Here is a 15,213-nt window from a genome sequence, read left to right on the forward strand (position 1 = left end):
TCAGGCCAGTTTAATCATCACCATGGCGACCATCAGCAGGGTTATCCCGGCCCAGCCCCGGGTATTAAGGCGCTGGCCGAATAACACCCAGCCTGCCGCCACCGTAGCCATAATGCCGAACCCGCCCCATACCGCGTAAGCCACGGAAAGCTCAATGCCTTTTACCGCCTGCCCCAGGGCACTGAAGGCCCCCAGCACTGCAAGTAGCGAGAGGATCCCGTACAGCGGCCGGCGGAAACCGGCGGAATATTTCAGTAAGATATTCGCGGCAATCTCCAGCACAATGGCGAGCGCCAGCCACGCGGCGTGTATCCACTCAAACGACGGCATGTTCAGCCTCCCCACGGGCGGTCGCCTGCCCTTTCCGGGTTTTTTTCTCCGCCGTGGTGCCGGATTTAATCAGCATGATCCCGGCCACCAGGGTACACAGCCCGATAATTTTCAGCGGCGAGAGGGATTCATTAAACAGCGTCACACTAAAGAGGGTAATAAATAAAATACCTATCCCCTCCCAGAGGGCATAAGCTATCCCCAGTGCAATTTTTTTAACTGAAAACGCGAGTAATATATAAGACATGGTAATCATAACCAGCATAAAAATATAACCGCCGGGATGATGATTAAGACTCGCCCATTTTAACGTCAGGGTGCCGGTTATTTCAGCAGTAATGGCCATAGCCAGGATAATCCAGTAGCGCACAGTGCTTCTCCTGCATGAGAATATTATTCCCTTCCGGCGTGCATCCGCAGGGCCAGAAGGTCGGAACAGAAACAAATCAGGGGGATATAACAAACCCCGTGCAGAGAGGCTCTATAGAGAGTTGCGCCACTGCTGTTCAGCTGAGAACGAGCGCCAGAAGTGAAGGAAAACAGAATCAGGGATAAGATTTAACGTCGCATTTATTTGCATTATTTATCAATTTATCCGCGTTGTTGCTTTTCGTCGGTGCGGATAGAAAATTGCCCTCAGTAGTAAAACACAGTTCATATCTACCCTGGATAATAAAATAATGCCACTGCTTTTCAATTCTTTACGATGCGCCCCCTGCGCGCTACGCTTTATTGCGTAGATAATGGCAATTAATATAGACTTGTCAGCCAATCAGGCACCCGGGTGCCAGCCGGAGGCAAAGGAAATGTCAAAGCCAGTTATTACATTAAACGGACTGAAACTGGTTATCATGCTGGGTATGCTGGTTATCATCTTCGCAGGCATCAAGGTCGCGGCGGATATTATTGTTCCCTTTACCCTGGCGCTGTTTATTGCGGTGATCCTGGAGCCCCTGGTGGGGCTTATCGAACACTGCCGGATCCCCCGGGTACTGGCGGTCACCCTGCTGACTGGCCTGTTCATTATGCTGGCGGTGGTTCTGATCGCCTACTTAGGCACCTCGCTCAATGAACTGGCCCGCACCCTGCCCCAGTACCGCTCATCACTGATTGTGCCGCTCCAGGCCATCGAACCCTGGCTGCGGCATATTGGTATTTCTGTCTCTGTTGATGAGTTAATTAAATATATCGATCCCAGCGCCGCCATGACCACGCTCAGCGGGCTTATCAGCCAGCTTTCCAACGCCATGTTCTCCGTCTTTCTGCTCCTGCTGACTGTGGTATTTATGCTGCTGGAGGTGCCGCAACTCCCGGCTAAGTTACAGAGGGTGATGCACCACCCGCGGGACGGTATGGCGGCGATTCAGCGGGCGGTTAACGCGGTTTCCCATTATCTGGTGCTGAAGACCGCCATCAGCCTGGTGACTGGTCTGGTTATCTGGATCATGCTGGCGGCGATGGGGATCCGCTTTGCGTTTGTCTGGGGGCTGCTGGCGTTTGCGCTTAACTATATCCCCAATATTGGCTCTGTACTGGCGGCCATTTTCCCGGTCATGCAGGTGCTGGTGTTTCACGGGGCCTATGATGCGCTGATGGTGGGCCTCGGGTATCTGCTGGTCAATATGATTTTCGGCAATATTCTGGAGCCCCGGATCATGGGCCGGGGGCTGGGGCTTTCAACCCTGGTGGTGTTACTGTCGCTGATTTTCTGGGGCTGGCTGATGGGGCCGGTGGGGATGCTGTTGTCCGTTCCCCTGACGATTGTGGTAAAAATCGCCCTGGAGCACACCGAAGGCGGCCAGGGCATTGCCATACTGCTGGGGGATAAACTGCCGGACACCCCGGCAGACTGAACCCCGGCCGTCTTCTAACCGCTGCGCCGGGCCTGGTGGCGCTCGCGGTTATCTATGCGGGTCAGGGGTGATTTTTTCAGCATCACACAGCATGCTCCCGATCCCCCCTGATGCGCCGCCGCCTGGCAATAGGCCTGCACCTCGTCAAACTCCTGCAGCCAGCGGGCCAGATAGCTGCGCACAATATTGGCGTGGGCCTCATTCTCCCGGCCCCGGCCGTGGACTATCAGCACATTACGCAGCCCCTCTCTGATGGCCTGGCGCATAAACGTGAACAGCTGCTGGCGGCACTGCTCCACGGGCTGGCGCAGCAGATTCAGACTGGCCTGCTGGCGGTACTTTCCGAGGCGCAGCTTATCACGCACACCGGGCTGAACCCCCTGCAGGTAATATTCCAGCGGCTCCCCCAGGGGGATGATGTCCAGAAATCCCCGGGTCAGAAAATTATCCAGTTGGGTGGTATCGGTTTTCGGCGCCGCGCGGCGCTTTGGCTGAGGGTCCCAGCGAACATCCGCCCCGCGGTTCAGGGGTTTAACATCGCCAACGGCGGCCAGGAAGATATCTTTTTCCTCGGCATTCATGGTTTAGCCTCCACCATAAAAACTCAGAGGACGATACTATAGCGGGATGCAGGCACCGGCTCAACGCCGGTGCCTGAAAGCGGTCAGAGGCTGGTGTTCTGGGGGCGATTCTGTAACTGGTGAATAGTGGCCCGTGCATCAGCCAGTTGCTGAGCGTGGAGTGAATCCCGGGCTAACAGCGCCTTTTCCCGGGCGGTCAGCTCGTTGATGGTCTTCTGCTGGGTTTCAGCCTGCAGTTGCGCGGCGATACGCGCGGTATCTGCCGCCACATACTGGTTATGGTGCCAGAAAGCAGACCACCCCATGCCGCCAACCAGTGTGGCCACGAACAGCCCCAGCAGGATCCGGTAGCGGATATCAAAATCAGACCAGCCTAAACGGTGAGATTTGTGCAACATAAATGTACCTCCTGCGCCCTGGTGAGACGCGACCACGATCGCTCTGGTAAGAATTATCTTACTAATTTACGATTTTTTCGGGAAAACACCAAAGAAATCCTGTTGCAAAACGCGTCAAGTGTGGTTTTCTTCTATTTTTTTGTTTTCCTGTGCTTATCTAATAACCAGTCATTTCCTTTTTAGTCAAAAAAAGAACAATTTTTATTTACCTGTTATTTCCATTTAGCCTTAAGAACAGCACATAACGTCAAATACACCTGTCCGGGTGTGTATCCTGTTATTTTCCCGCTTCGTATTATTTCCTGGTGTCATTATCACCGCAGCATCAGATGCCGTTATTTCCCTGCTGGCCAGGCGGTGGAAATCACTTTATTTTCCGGGTGTTATTATTTATATCGCGATATCCGTATGCCCCGCGGCCACCGCTGTATAACCCGCAAACACTATGCTATCTTGCCCCTCCCGTATGGTGACAAGACTTAAATCATGCTGATATTACTTGAAGATACCCTCCCGACCCCCCTCGGCATGCTGCGCATCATAACCGATGAGCAGTACCGTTTACGGGCCATAGACTGGGAAGATCACGACGCGCGACTCGATAAGCTGCTCAGCCAGCACTACGCCCGCACCGAGTTTCGCCGCACCGCCAGTAACAACCCGGGCGGTATGTGCCACAAACTGGCCGACTATTTTGCCGGTAATACCGCCATCATTAATGATCTGCCCACCGCCACCGAAGGCACGCCTTTTCAGCGTGAAGTGTGGGCGGCACTGCGCACCATTCCCTGCGGGCAGGTTATGCATTATGGTGAGCTGGCTACCCGGCTGGGCCGCCCGGGTGCTGCGCGGGCCGTGGGCGCGGCCAATGGTGCCAACCCCATCAGCATTGTGGTGCCCTGTCACCGGGTTATCGGCAGTAGCGGCACGCTAACCGGCTACGCAGGGGGCGTTCAGCGTAAAGAGTGGCTATTGCGCCATGAAGGCTTTTTATTACTCTAATTTGCCCTGGCCGGGTTTTAGCAATAGATGGCGTTATGCCAAAACCCGGACCCGCTAACCCTGTTGTTTTTTTTAACTCTGTTTCATTTTTCACTGATTGCGGTTTCAGCAGGCTTACGCAGGCTACAAAAAGATGTTAAAATTGACCAATATCAATTACGGCCTGAGCAGAGTTATGATCCCGGAAAAGCGAATTATTCGACGCATACAGTCTGGCGGTTGTGCGATCCATTGCCAGGATTGCAGTATCAGCCAGTTGTGTATCCCCTTCACACTTAATGAGCATGAACTGGATCAGCTCGACAATATCATTGAGCGCAAAAAGCCTATCCAGAAAGGACAGACGCTTTTTAAAGCCGGCGATGAGCTGAAATCTCTCTACGCTATCCGCTCAGGCACCATCAAAAGCTACACCATCACCGAACAGGGCGACGAGCAAATCACCGGTTTCCACCTTGCCGGGGACCTGGTCGGTTTTGATGCTATCGGCACCGGGCACCATCCGAGCTTCTCCCAGGCGCTGGAAACCTCCATGGTGTGTGAAATCCCGTTCGAAACCCTTGATGATCTGTCCGGTAAGATGCCGAACCTGCGCCAGCAGATGATGCGGCTGATGTCCGGCGAAATCAAAGGCGACCAGGATATGATCCTGCTGCTGTCCAAGAAAAATGCCGAAGAGCGCCTGGCGGCGTTTATCTATAACCTGTCGCGGCGTTTCGCGCAGCGCGGTTTCTCTCCCCGGGAGTTCCGCCTGACCATGACCCGTGGCGACATCGGCAACTATCTGGGGCTGACCGTTGAAACCATCAGCCGCCTGCTGGGCCGCTTCCAGAAAAACGGCATGCTGGCCGTAAAAGGCAAATATATCACCATCGAGAACAGCGACTCGCTGGCGCAGTTAGCCGGGCAAACCCGCAGTATCGCCTGATCGCTCACCACTACTACCGGATCACTAAATCCTGATATTTATTGATCCGGTATGTTCTCTCCCCCTGTTTCAATTCCGGCATATGGGTTAATCTTAAATTACAGACTGTGGTTTACAGTTGTAAGGAGACCCTGTATGGCTAAATATCAAAATATGCTGGTGGCAATTGAACCCAATCAGGACGATCAGCCTGCCCTGCGCCGCGCGGTGTATTTGTATCAACGGATTGGCGGTAAAATTAAAGCCTTTTTACCGATCTATGATTTTTCCTATGAAATGACGACGCTCCTCTCACCGGACGAGCGTACAGCCATGCGCAAGGGTGTCATTGCCCAGCGGACAGAGTGGATAAAAGAACAGGCGAAATATTATATTGAGGCAGGTGTGCCTATTGAGATCAAAGTGGTCTGGCACAACCGTCCTTTTGAGGCGATCATCAACGAAGTCAAAAGCGGCAACCACGATCTGCTACTGAAAATGGCCCACCAGCACGACAAGCTGGAAGCGGTTATCTTCACCCCGACTGACTGGCACCTGTTGCGCAAATGCCCCTGCCCGGTGTGGATGGTCAAAGACCAGCCCTGGCCGGATTCCGGCAAAGCCCTGGTGGCGGTCAACCTGGCCAGCGAAGAGCCCTACCACGATGCCCTGAACAAAAAACTGGTGCGGGAAACCCTGGAGCTTGCGGATCACGTTAACCATACGGAAGTTCACCTGGTGGGGGCCTACCCCTCAACCCCGATTAACATCGCCATTGAGCTGCCTGATTTTGACCCGTCCGTGTATAACGATGCCATCCGCGGCCAGCACCTGCTGGCAATGAAAGCACTGCGCCAGCAGTTCGGCATAGCGGAAAAATTCACCCATGTGGAAAAAGGGCTGCCTGAAGAGGTTATCCCTGATCTGGCCGAGCATCTGGAAGCCGGTATTGTGGTACTGGGTACAGTTGGCCGTACCGGGATCTCTGCGGCGTTCCTCGGCAATACGGCGGAACAGGTGATCGACCACCTGCGCTGCGATCTGCTGGCCATTAAGCCCAACAACAACGAAACCCCCGACGAGTACGACGACGAAGACGATGAAGAAGACGACGATTGATCTTCACGCCTGAAAAAAAGCCTGCCGGAAGGCAGGCTTTTTTACGCATCCACTATCCTTACAGCGCCTTCAGGATAGCCTCCACGGTCTGCTTCGCATCGCCAAACAGCATCTGCGTATTCTCTTTAAAGAACAGCGGATTCTGCACACCCGCGTAACCGGTGTTCATTGAGCGCTTAAACACCACCACGTTCTGGGCTTTCCAGACTTCCAGCACCGGCATACCGGCGATCGGGCTGTTTGGATCTTCCAGCGCCGCCGGGTTGACCGTGTCGTTCGCGCCAATCACCAGCACCGTATCCGTATCGGCAAAGTCATCGTTAATTTCGTCCATCTCCAGCACCACGTCGTAGGGCACTTTGGCCTCTGCCAGCAGCACGTTCATATGGCCCGGCAGACGCCCGGCAACCGGGTGGATACCAAAGCGGACATTAATGCCCCTGGCCCGCAGGCGCTCGGTAATTTCCGCCACCGGATACTGGGCCTGAGCCACCGCCATACCGTAGCCCGGCGTGATGATAACCGACGAGGAGTTCTTCAGCAGATCGGCTGTCTCTTCGGCGGTGATCTCCCGGTACTCACCGGTCTCTTCATCACCTGAAGAGACCGCCCCGTCCGTGCCAAAGCCCCCGGCAATCACGCTGATAAAGGAGCGGTTCATCGCCTTACACATAATGTAAGACAGAATGGCACCGGAGGAGCCCACCAGCGCGCCGGTCACAATCAGCAGATCGTTGCTGAGCATAAAACCCGCCGCCGCCGCCGCCCAGCCCGAATAGGAGTTCAGCATTGACACCACTACCGGCATATCCGCACCACCGATAGAAGCCACCAGATGCCAGCCAAACGCCAGGGCGATGGCCGTCATCACTAACAGCGCCAGCACCTGCAGCCCGGTGCTTTCTGTGCGGACAAAAATCAGCAACAACACCAGGGAAACCACCAGCGCCGCCAGATTCAGCTTATGGCGATTTGGCAGCATCAGCGGTTTTGATGAGATCTTACCGTGCAGCTTCCCGTAGGCCACAACCGAGCCGGTAAACGTCACCGCCCCGATAAAGATACCGATAAACACCTCTGTAAGGTGGATATTCTCCATCACCGGCTGCATTCCCGGGGCATGGTCGATATAGCTGTTAAAGCCAACCAGCACCGCCGCCAGGCCAACAAAGCTGTGCAGGATCGCCACCAGTTCGGGCATCTCCGTCATTTCGACTTTACGCGCCAGGTGAATACCTATCCCGCCGCCAATAATCATCGCCACGATGATCCAGCCGATATTACCCGCATGGGGGCCGAAAATTGTCGCCACCAGGGCGATAGCCATCCCGATGATCCCCAGCAGGTTACCGCGCCGGGAAGTTTCGTGACGGGAGAGCCCCGCCAGGCTGAAAATAAACAGGATCGCGGCAACAATGTATGCAGCTGTAACTAATCCTCCAGACATCTGTTACCCCTTAGTTCTTCCGGAACATTTTCAGCATGCGCTGAGTAACGGTGAAGCCACCAAAAATATTGATACTGGCAATCAGTACCGCGATAAAACTCAGAAAGCTGACCCAGCCGCCGTGGCCAATCTGCAGCAGCGCCCCGACAACAATAATCCCGGAGATAGCATTCGTGACCGACATTAACGGCGTATGCAGCGCATGGCTGACATTCCACACCACGTAATAACCCACCACGCAGGAGAGCGCGAACACCGTAAAGTGGCCAAGGAACTCCGCAGGCGCCACGTTGGCCAGGCAGCCAAACAGGATAATCGCCAGTGCGAACAGGGTATATTTACGCCACCCGGAGGCCGGTGCCGCAGGCGCTTTTTCCGCCGGTTTACTGGCGGGTGCCGCCTGGGGCTGTGCAGAGACCTGAATCGGCGGCGCAGGCCAGGTGACTTCCCCGTCGCGCACCACAGTAACACCGCGGATTACCACGTCATCAAAGTCGATATTAACGGTGCCGTCTTTCTCTTTGCACAACAGTTTCAGCAGGTTCACCAGGTTGGTGCCGTAAAGCTGGGAGGACTGGGTCGGCAGACGCCCGGCCAGATCCGTATAGCCGATGATTTTCACCCCGTGAGGGGTGGTGAAGATCTCACCCGGTACAGTGTATTCACAGTTGCCGCCGTTCTGGGCCGCCAGATCGACTATCACGCTCCCGGGTTGCATGCTGTCTACCATCTCGCGGGTGATAAGCGTCGGCGCCGGTTTGCCGGGGATAAGCGCCGTCGTGACGATAATATCCACTTCCCGGGCCTGGCGGGCGAACAGCGCCATTTCGGCTTTAATAAACGCCTCGGACATCACTTTGGCGTAACCATCGCCGCTGCCCGCTTCCTCTTTAAAATCCAGTTCGAGGAATTCAGCCCCCATACTCTGGACCTGCTCTTTCACTTCCGGGCGGGTATCGAACGCCCGCACAATCGCCCCCAGGCTACCGGCGGCGCCAATGGCGGCCAGCCCGGCAACCCCGGCGCCAATTACCATCACTTTTGCCGGGGGCACTTTCCCGGCGGCGGTAATTTGCCCGGTGAAGAAGCGGCCAAATTCATGGGCCGACTCCACAATGGCCCGGTATCCGGCAATATTCGCCATAGAACTGAGGGCATCCAGCGACTGGGCCCGGGAAATACGCGGCACGGAATCCATCGCCATAACGCTTATCTTACGCTCAGCCAGTTGCGCCATCAGCGCCGGGTTTTGTGCCGGCCAGATAAAGCTGATTAATAATGTACCTTCCCGCATTAATTCTATTTCTTGCGGCTCTGGCGCATTCACTTTAAGAATAATGTCAGACTGCCAGACAGCCGCCGTATCCACCATCGTGGCGCCCGCATCTGTAAACGCCTGATCGTCAAAACTGGCCAGCTTACCGGCCTGATGCTCAACCACAACACTAAACCCGAGCTTCAGCAGTTGCTCTGTGGTTTTTGGCGTTGCTGCCACCCGGGTCTCCCCGGCCAGCCGCTCTTTTGGTACACCAATTTGCATAACATGTCCCTTCCATCGGATTTTATTGATGGTGAATGCTTATCCTGAATAACTATAACCCGTGGCTACAGCGAAACATAAACAAGCAAAGTGTTTAGCTTCAGAAGAACCCCTCCGTAACAAACTTTATATAACCTACTGAAAATAGCGATTGCGATCTAGTTCTGTACCACAACAATTATTCTCTTCACGCCAAAAAAGGATCCCGGCGCCGTGAACACAGTAATATTTGCTTATTTTCTTTTTAAAAAGCCGATATTGCGCTCATCCGGCGCGTGAAAACATGATTAATCACGGGGCTGGCAGATGCAATTAACAATATATTAACGCAATAATTTATCTGCTCAGACGAAATGTGTTGCCCAACGGGGTATTTTTCACCATTTAGTAAAAAGTAGTGTGACGTAGCTTTTCTCTTGCCGGTAACGAACAAAATTGACGCAGACAGTACGGATAAATCAATGCATAATCAGCCACTACTCGGGCAAATAGCGATACCCGACAGCCACCCGCTGCCGGTGCCTGGCTGGTGCCAGTGGGCAGGCGGGCTGAAGGGTATACGCGCACTAACAATAAAATTTTTGCGCAAGGCGAAGGACCATTTTTATGAAACTTAAGAACACCTTTCTGGCAACCACGTTACTGGCAGCAACAGCCGCGACATTCCCGGCGCTGGCCGCAACGGAGCTGACGCCGGAACAGGCCGCAGCGTTAAAACCCTACGATCGCATCACCATTACCGGGCGCTTTAACGCCATTGGCGATGCCGTTAAAGCCGTTTCCCGCCGCGCAGACAGCATGGGTGCAGCCTCTTTTTATATTCAGGACAGTAACGACAGCGGCAATGGCGGCAACTGGCGCGTTGTTGCCGATGTCTACCGCGCAGACGCCCCCAAAGCAGATGAACCCAAATACCGGGTGATCAACGGGGTAACCGAACTGCCCAAAGAGAAAGCCTACGGGCTGGAGCCTTTTGATACGGTGACCGTTCAGGGCTTTTACCGCAACCAGCCGGAAGTCAACGACGCCATCACCAAAGCGGCAAAAGCCAAAGGGGCCGCCTCGTTCTTTATTGTGCGCCAGGTAGATGCCAACCAGGGCGGGAACCAGCGTATCACGGCGTTTATCTACAAAGCAGACGCGAAGCCACGCGTCGTCCAGTCCCGGGAGGCGGTGATCCCGGCCGATTCTGACGCGGGCCGTGCCGCCCTGGCCACCGGGGGCGTGGCAGCCACCAAAGTGGAGATCCCGGGCGTTGCCTCACCGGATACCCCGACTTCAGACGTTGGCCGGTTCTTCGAAACCCAGACCACTCAGGGCGGTCGTTACACTGTAACTTTACCTGACGGCACGAAAGTAGAAGAGCTGAATAAAGCCGCGGCGGCGCAAATGGTGCCGTTCGACAGTATTAAATTCTCCGGGCGTTTTAACAGTATGACGGACGTCTCCTACCAGGTGGGCAAGCGGGCTGCCCAGAAAGGCGCGAAGTATTACCACATTACCCGCCAGTGGCAGGGTAATGGCAGCAATATGACCGTCAGCGCCGATCTCTACAAATAATCCGCCCCCGCGCTGTCGCCCCCTGCGGCGGCGCGGGATATTTCCAGGCTTTTTATGTCTCTTATCATTGCATCCCTGCCCGTCACTCCGTAAAATCGCGCGCCACAGTATATGCCGCCATGATTATGCGCTTTTGCAAAATAATTATGCTGAGGTATCCGTTAAGTACAGAGTGGAAATATGGAAAAAAAATTAGGTCTTGCTGCACTGACCGCACTGGTACTGAGCTCCATGCTGGGTGCCGGTGTCTTCAGCCTGCCTCAGAACATGGCCGAAGTAGCGAGCCCGTCAGCGTTACTGATTGGCTGGGCGATTACCGGTATCGGTATCTTATTTCTGGCTCTGGCCATGTTATTGCTGACCCGCCTGCGCCCCGATCTGGACGGCGGCATTTTCACCTACGCCCGGGAGGGGTTTGGCGAGCTTATCGGCTTCTGCTCTGCCTGGGGGTACTGGCTGTGTGCGGTGATCGCTAACGTCTCCTACCTGGTGATTGTCTTCTCCGCCCTGAGCTTTTTCACGGATACCCCGTCGGCGCGGATTTTTGGCGACGGTAACACCTGGCAGGCGATTGTTGGCGCCTCGCTTCTTTTATGGATAGTCCACTGGCTGGTGCTGCGCGGGGTGCAGACCGCCGCCGGTATTAACCTGATAGCCACCCTGGCCAAGCTGGTGCCCCTCGGGCTGTTTATTGTCCTTGCCCTGCTGGCGTTTAAGCTGTCCACCTTTAAGCTGGATTTTACCGGCGTTGAGCTGGGTGTGCCGGTCTGGGAGCAGGTTAAAAACACCATGCTCATTACCCTGTGGGTGTTTATTGGGGTGGAGGGTGCGGTGGTGGTCTCTGCCCGCGCCCGCCATAAAAAGGATGTGGGCCGGGCAACGCTGCTGGCAGTGATGGCGGCGCTACTGGTCTATTTACTGGTGACGCTGCTCTCCGTTGGCGTGGTGCCACGCAGTGAGCTGGCAGAAATGCGCAACCCGTCAATGGCCACACTGATGGTCAGTATGATAGGCCCCTGGGGGGATGTGATCATCGCCGCCGGTCTGATTATCTCAGTCTGTGGCGCCTACCTCAGCTGGACCATTATGGCCGCTGAAGTGCCGTTTCTGGCAGCAACCCACCGGGCGTTTCCGCGTATCTTCGCCAGACAAAACCGCAATAATGCACCGGCGGCTTCCCTGTGGCTGACCAACATCAGCGTGCAGATCTGCCTGGTGCTGATCTGGGCGACCGATTCTGACTACAACACCCTGCTGACTATCGCCTCAGAAATGATCCTCGTGCCGTATCTGCTGGTGGGGGCCTTTTTGCTCAAAATGGCCCGCACACCGGCCCAGACGATAACCGGTATCGGCGCCTGCATCTACGGGGTCTGGTTACTGTATGCCTCCGGCCCGACCCACCTGATGCTCTCCGTGGTGCTGTATGCGCCGGGCTTGCTGGTCTTCCTCTATGCTCGCTATACTCACCGCCACGATATTCCTCTGGCTACCCGGGAAAAAGCACTGATTGGACTGATCCTCGCGGCCACTGTGCCCGCCACATGGATGCTGATCGGCTAGGGCCCGGTTTCAGGACACTGTTATGGCAACACCACGTCTGCAGCGCCCGGTTGTAATCACCGGTGGGGGCCGCCGTATCGGGCTGGCCCTCGCCCGCCATTTTATTCACACCGGCCAGCCGGTGATAATCAGCTACCGCACCCGTTACCCGGAAGTTGCGCAGCTTGAAGCCCTCGGCGTGGTCTGCCTGGCGGCGGATTTCAGCACCTCTCAGGGGGTCACTGCCTTCGCCGCACAGGTCCGCGAACAGGCCGGTAGCCTGCGCGCGCTTATCCACAACGCCAGCCAGTGGTTGCCGGAATCTGCCGACGTGCCGCTAACAGAAACCCTGGCGACCATGCTGCAAATCCACGTTAACGCCCCCTACCTGCTGAACCATTTACTGAGCGACTTGCTGTGCGGCCAGGGCCCTGCCGGGGCGGATATTATCCACTTCACGGACTACGTTGCCGGGCGCGGCAGCGACAAGCACATTGCCTATGCCGCCAGTAAAGCGGCCCTGGAGAATATGACCCTCTCCTTCGCGCGTAAATTTGCCCCGGAGGTGAAAGTGAACGCCATCGCCCCGGCGCTGATTATGTTTCACCCGGATGACAGCGACAGCTACCGCCAGCAGGCGCTGGATAAATCGCTGATGAAAATCGCCCCCGGTGAGCAGGAGATCGTTGAGCTGGTGAGCTATTTGCTGCGCTCGCGTTACGTTACCGGCCGGAGCCACGCGGTAGATGGCGGGCGCCATCTGCGCTAACGCCTTGTTACCCTTAGTGAATAGCGCTTCGCCGGGGATGCGTGTATGTTAGCTTTTTTCGTTAATCAGATGTGCTATGAGTAAAATCGTTTTTGTTGAAGATGATCCCGACGTCGGGGCGCTTATCTCTGCCTATCTGGGCAAGCACGATATTGATGTTGTGGTGGAAAGCCGGGGTGACCGGGCAGAGGCGGTGATCCGCGAGCAGGCGCCGGACCTGGTACTGCTGGATATTATGCTGCCCGGTAAAGACGGCATGACGCTGTGTCGCGATCTGCGCCCCCAGTGGGAGGGCCCTATCGTTCTGCTCACCTCCCTTGACAGCGACATGAACCATATTCTGGCCCTGGAGATGGGCGCCAGTGACTATATTCTCAAAACCACCCCTCCTGCCGTGCTGCTGGCCCGCCTGCGTCTGCACCTGCGCCAGCATGAGGCCATGCACAGCCAGGCGGCAGAATCCGCTGCGCAAAAAACCCATACCGCCATACGCTTTGGCACCCTGTGTATCGATCCGCTTAACCGCCAGGTCACCCTCGGTGAGGAGACGGTCGTGCTCTCTACCGCCGATTTTGACCTGCTCTGGACGCTGGCCACCCACGCGGGCGAAATTATGGACCGGGATGCCCTGCTCAGAAATCTGCGCGGGGTGGCCTACGACGGGCTGGACCGCAGTATAGATGTGGCTATCTCCCGGTTGCGTAAAAAGCTGTCTGACAACGCGACCGAGCCCTACCGAATCAAAACCGTGCGTAATAAGGGGTATCTTTTCGCCCCCCACGCCTGGGAAAGCCAGCGCTGATGAAAAAACTGTTTATCCAGTTCTACCTGCTGCTGTTCGTCTGCTTTCTGGTCATGACCATGCTGGTCGGGCTGGTTTATAAGTTCACCGCCGAGCGGGCCGGTCGCCAGTCGCTGGACGATCTGATGAAAAGCTCCCTGTACCTGATGCGCAGCGAATTACGGGAGATCCCGCCCCGGGACTGGAATAAAACCATTGATGACCTCGATCTCAACCTCTCTTTTGAGCTGCATATCGAACCGCTGGATAAATTCAGGCTTGATGCCGCCTCCACCCGGCGCCTGCACAAGGGGGATATTATCGCCCTGGATGAGGAGTACACCTTTATTCAGCGCATCCCCCGCAGCCACTATGTGCTTGCCGTAGGGCCGATTCCGTATCTGTTCTACCTGCACCAGATGCGCCTGCTGGATATTGCGCTGATGGCGCTGATTGCCATCTCTCTGGCGGTTCCGGTGTTTATCTGGATGCGCCCCCACTGGCAGGACATGCTGAAGATTGAGAACGCGGCCCAGCGCTTTGGCCGCGGTCACCTGGATGAGCGGATCCATTTTGACAGCGACTCCAGTTTTGAGCGGCTGGGCATTGCCTTTAACCAGATGGCGGACAATATCAATGCGCTGATCGCCAGTAAAAAGCAGCTGATTGACGGCATTGCCCACGAGCTGCGCACACCGCTGGTGCGCCTGCGCTACCGGCTGGCGATGAGTGATAACCTCAGCGAAGAGGAAGAGCAGGCGCTGAACCGGGATATCGGGCAGCTGGAGTCGCTTATCGAGGAGCTGCTGACCTATGCCCGCCTGGATCGCCCGCAAAACGAGCTTCACCTCAGCGCCACAGACTTGCCCGCCTGGCTGGATCAACACACGGCCGATTTGCGCCTGATCGCCCCCCACCGGGAGATAACGCTTGATGCGCCCCCCGGGGCCGGGTTTGGCCTGGTGGATCTGCGCCTGATGGCCCGGGTGGTGGATAATCTGGTGAATAACGCCCTGCGCTACAGTCGGCAGCGGGTGCGGATCTCTTTGCGCTGTGAGAATAACCTTGCCTGCCTGCAGGTGGACGACGACGGCCCCGGTATTCCTGCCGCCGAGCGGGAGCGGGTCTTCGAGCCCTTTGTGCGCCTGGATCCCAGCCGCGACCGGGCCACCGGCGGCTGCGGGCTGGGGCTGGCGATTGTCTATTCCATTGCCCAGGCGATGGGGGGCCAGGTGAGCGTGGCGGATAATGTTGCCGGCGGGGCGAGTTTCCGCTTTACCTGGCCGCCGCTCACCGGGCCCGGGGCTCCCCACCGCTAAGGCAAGGCCCCCTTGCGGAAAATATGATGGCGGCGCTGGACTCACCCCGGGCAGCGTGCTAAAAA

The 15,213-nt window shown here is 56.1% G+C and carries 15 protein-coding genes; 9 read left to right on the forward strand and 6 right to left on the reverse strand.

Annotated features, from left to right (window positions below; all coding sequences use genetic code 11):
- Complete coding sequence (gene mdtI, locus EBL_RS10745; RefSeq protein ID WP_002440455.1) at nt 1-330, reverse strand: multidrug/spermidine efflux SMR transporter subunit MdtI; 330 nt, start codon at nt 328-330, stop codon at nt 1-3.
- Nucleotides 317-700: a multidrug/spermidine efflux SMR transporter subunit MdtJ gene (mdtJ, locus tag EBL_RS10750; RefSeq protein ID WP_002440454.1), complete on the reverse strand. Its 384-nt coding sequence runs from the start codon at nt 698-700 to the stop codon at nt 317-319. The genes mdtI and mdtJ overlap by 14 nt, the downstream gene beginning before the upstream one ends.
- Nucleotides 701-1,136: 436 nt before the next feature.
- Between mdtJ and EBL_RS10755 the strand changes: the two genes are divergently transcribed.
- Complete coding sequence (locus tag EBL_RS10755) at nt 1,137-2,183, forward strand: AI-2E family transporter (protein WP_002440453.1); 1,047 nt, start codon at nt 1,137-1,139, stop codon at nt 2,181-2,183.
- Nucleotides 2,184-2,197: 14 nt separating this feature from the next.
- Here the strand turns inward: EBL_RS10755 and smrA are convergent, their stop codons facing one another.
- Together smrA and EBL_RS10765 are read right to left on the reverse strand one after the other, a co-directional pair.
- Nucleotides 2,198-2,764, reverse strand: coding sequence for a DNA endonuclease SmrA (smrA, locus tag EBL_RS10760; protein WP_002440452.1), 567 nt, complete (start codon nt 2,762-2,764; stop codon nt 2,198-2,200).
- Nucleotides 2,765-2,847: 83 nt separating this feature from the next.
- Nucleotides 2,848-3,162 (reverse strand): hypothetical protein, encoded by a 315-nt coding sequence (locus EBL_RS10765; RefSeq protein WP_002440451.1) that lies wholly within the window; start codon nt 3,160-3,162, stop codon nt 2,848-2,850.
- 486 nt (nt 3,163-3,648) lie between these two features.
- Between EBL_RS10765 and ogt the strand changes: the two genes are divergently transcribed.
- From ogt to uspE, 3 genes are all read left to right on the forward strand, one after another.
- A complete protein-coding gene (gene ogt / locus EBL_RS10770) occupies nt 3,649-4,164 on the forward strand; it encodes a methylated-DNA--[protein]-cysteine S-methyltransferase (RefSeq protein ID WP_002440450.1) in 516 nt (171 codons plus the stop codon).
- A 175-nt stretch (nt 4,165-4,339) separates the two neighbouring features.
- Nucleotides 4,340-5,092, forward strand: coding sequence for a fumarate/nitrate reduction transcriptional regulator Fnr (gene fnr, locus EBL_RS10775; protein WP_002440449.1), 753 nt, complete (start codon nt 4,340-4,342; stop codon nt 5,090-5,092).
- Between the two features lie 135 nt (nt 5,093-5,227).
- On the forward strand, nt 5,228-6,190 hold the full coding sequence (uspE, locus tag EBL_RS10780; RefSeq protein ID WP_002440448.1) for a universal stress protein UspE: 963 nt from the start codon (nt 5,228-5,230) through the stop codon (nt 6,188-6,190).
- 58 nt (nt 6,191-6,248) lie between these two features.
- Here uspE and pntB read toward each other — a convergent pair whose 3' ends face one another.
- Both pntB and pntA read right to left on the reverse strand, forming a co-directional pair.
- Nucleotides 6,249-7,637: a Re/Si-specific NAD(P)(+) transhydrogenase subunit beta gene (pntB, locus tag EBL_RS10785; RefSeq protein WP_002440447.1), complete on the reverse strand. Its 1,389-nt coding sequence runs from the start codon at nt 7,635-7,637 to the stop codon at nt 6,249-6,251.
- Between the two features lie 10 nt (nt 7,638-7,647).
- Nucleotides 7,648-9,177, reverse strand: coding sequence for a Re/Si-specific NAD(P)(+) transhydrogenase subunit alpha (pntA, locus tag EBL_RS10790; protein WP_002440446.1), 1,530 nt, complete (start codon nt 9,175-9,177; stop codon nt 7,648-7,650).
- A gap of 606 nt (nt 9,178-9,783) precedes the next feature.
- On the opposite strand from pntA, the gene ydgH reads away from it, so the two are divergent.
- The 5 genes from ydgH (at nt 9,784) to rstB (ending at nt 15,148) form a co-directional block, all read left to right on the forward strand.
- Entirely contained in the window at nt 9,784-10,737 is a 954-nt protein-coding gene (gene ydgH, locus EBL_RS10795) for a DUF1471 family protein YdgH (RefSeq protein WP_002440444.1), read from the forward strand.
- Between the two features lie 180 nt (nt 10,738-10,917).
- A complete protein-coding gene (locus EBL_RS10800; protein WP_002440443.1) occupies nt 10,918-12,300 on the forward strand; it encodes an amino acid permease in 1,383 nt (460 codons plus the stop codon).
- A 22-nt stretch (nt 12,301-12,322) separates the two neighbouring features.
- Nucleotides 12,323-13,048, forward strand: a complete 726-nt coding sequence (gene folM, locus EBL_RS10805; protein ID WP_002440442.1) for a dihydromonapterin reductase — start codon at nt 12,323-12,325, stop codon at nt 13,046-13,048.
- A 76-nt stretch (nt 13,049-13,124) separates the two neighbouring features.
- On the forward strand, nt 13,125-13,850 hold the full coding sequence (gene rstA / locus EBL_RS10810) for a two-component system response regulator RstA (RefSeq protein ID WP_002440441.1): 726 nt from the start codon (nt 13,125-13,127) through the stop codon (nt 13,848-13,850).
- Complete coding sequence (gene rstB, locus EBL_RS10815; protein ID WP_002440440.1) at nt 13,850-15,148, forward strand: two-component system sensor histidine kinase RstB; 1,299 nt, start codon at nt 13,850-13,852, stop codon at nt 15,146-15,148. Before rstA ends, rstB begins: the two co-directional genes overlap by 1 nt.
- Nucleotides 15,149-15,213 lie beyond the last annotated feature (65 nt).

Origin of the sequence: Shimwellia blattae DSM 4481 = NBRC 105725 (assembly GCF_000262305.1) — a bacterium.
Classification (GTDB): Bacteria; Pseudomonadota; Gammaproteobacteria; order Enterobacterales; family Enterobacteriaceae; genus Shimwellia; species Shimwellia blattae.

Coding starts and splice junctions, on each gene's coding strand:
- mdtI (WP_002440455.1), bottom strand. CDS start 330: ATGCCGTCGTTTGAGTGGATACACGCCGCGTGGCTGGCGCTCGCCATT.
- EBL_RS10755 (WP_002440453.1), top strand. CDS start 1,137: ATGTCAAAGCCAGTTATTACATTAAACGGACTGAAACTGGTTATCATG.
- smrA (WP_002440452.1), bottom strand. CDS start 2,764: ATGAATGCCGAGGAAAAAGATATCTTCCTGGCCGCCGTTGGCGATGTT.
- EBL_RS10765 (WP_002440451.1), bottom strand. CDS start 3,162: ATGTTGCACAAATCTCACCGTTTAGGCTGGTCTGATTTTGATATCCGC.
- ogt (WP_002440450.1), top strand. CDS start 3,649: ATGCTGATATTACTTGAAGATACCCTCCCGACCCCCCTCGGCATGCTG.
- fnr (WP_002440449.1), top strand. CDS start 4,340: ATGATCCCGGAAAAGCGAATTATTCGACGCATACAGTCTGGCGGTTGT.
- uspE (WP_002440448.1), top strand. CDS start 5,228: ATGGCTAAATATCAAAATATGCTGGTGGCAATTGAACCCAATCAGGAC.
- pntB (WP_002440447.1), bottom strand. CDS start 7,637: ATGTCTGGAGGATTAGTTACAGCTGCATACATTGTTGCCGCGATCCTG.
- pntA (WP_002440446.1), bottom strand. CDS start 9,177: ATGCAAATTGGTGTACCAAAAGAGCGGCTGGCCGGGGAGACCCGGGTG.
- ydgH (WP_002440444.1), top strand. CDS start 9,784: ATGAAACTTAAGAACACCTTTCTGGCAACCACGTTACTGGCAGCAACA.
- EBL_RS10800 (WP_002440443.1), top strand. CDS start 10,918: ATGGAAAAAAAATTAGGTCTTGCTGCACTGACCGCACTGGTACTGAGC.
- folM (WP_002440442.1), top strand. CDS start 12,323: ATGGCAACACCACGTCTGCAGCGCCCGGTTGTAATCACCGGTGGGGGC.
- rstA (WP_002440441.1), top strand. CDS start 13,125: ATGAGTAAAATCGTTTTTGTTGAAGATGATCCCGACGTCGGGGCGCTT.
- rstB (WP_002440440.1), top strand. CDS start 13,850: ATGAAAAAACTGTTTATCCAGTTCTACCTGCTGCTGTTCGTCTGCTTT.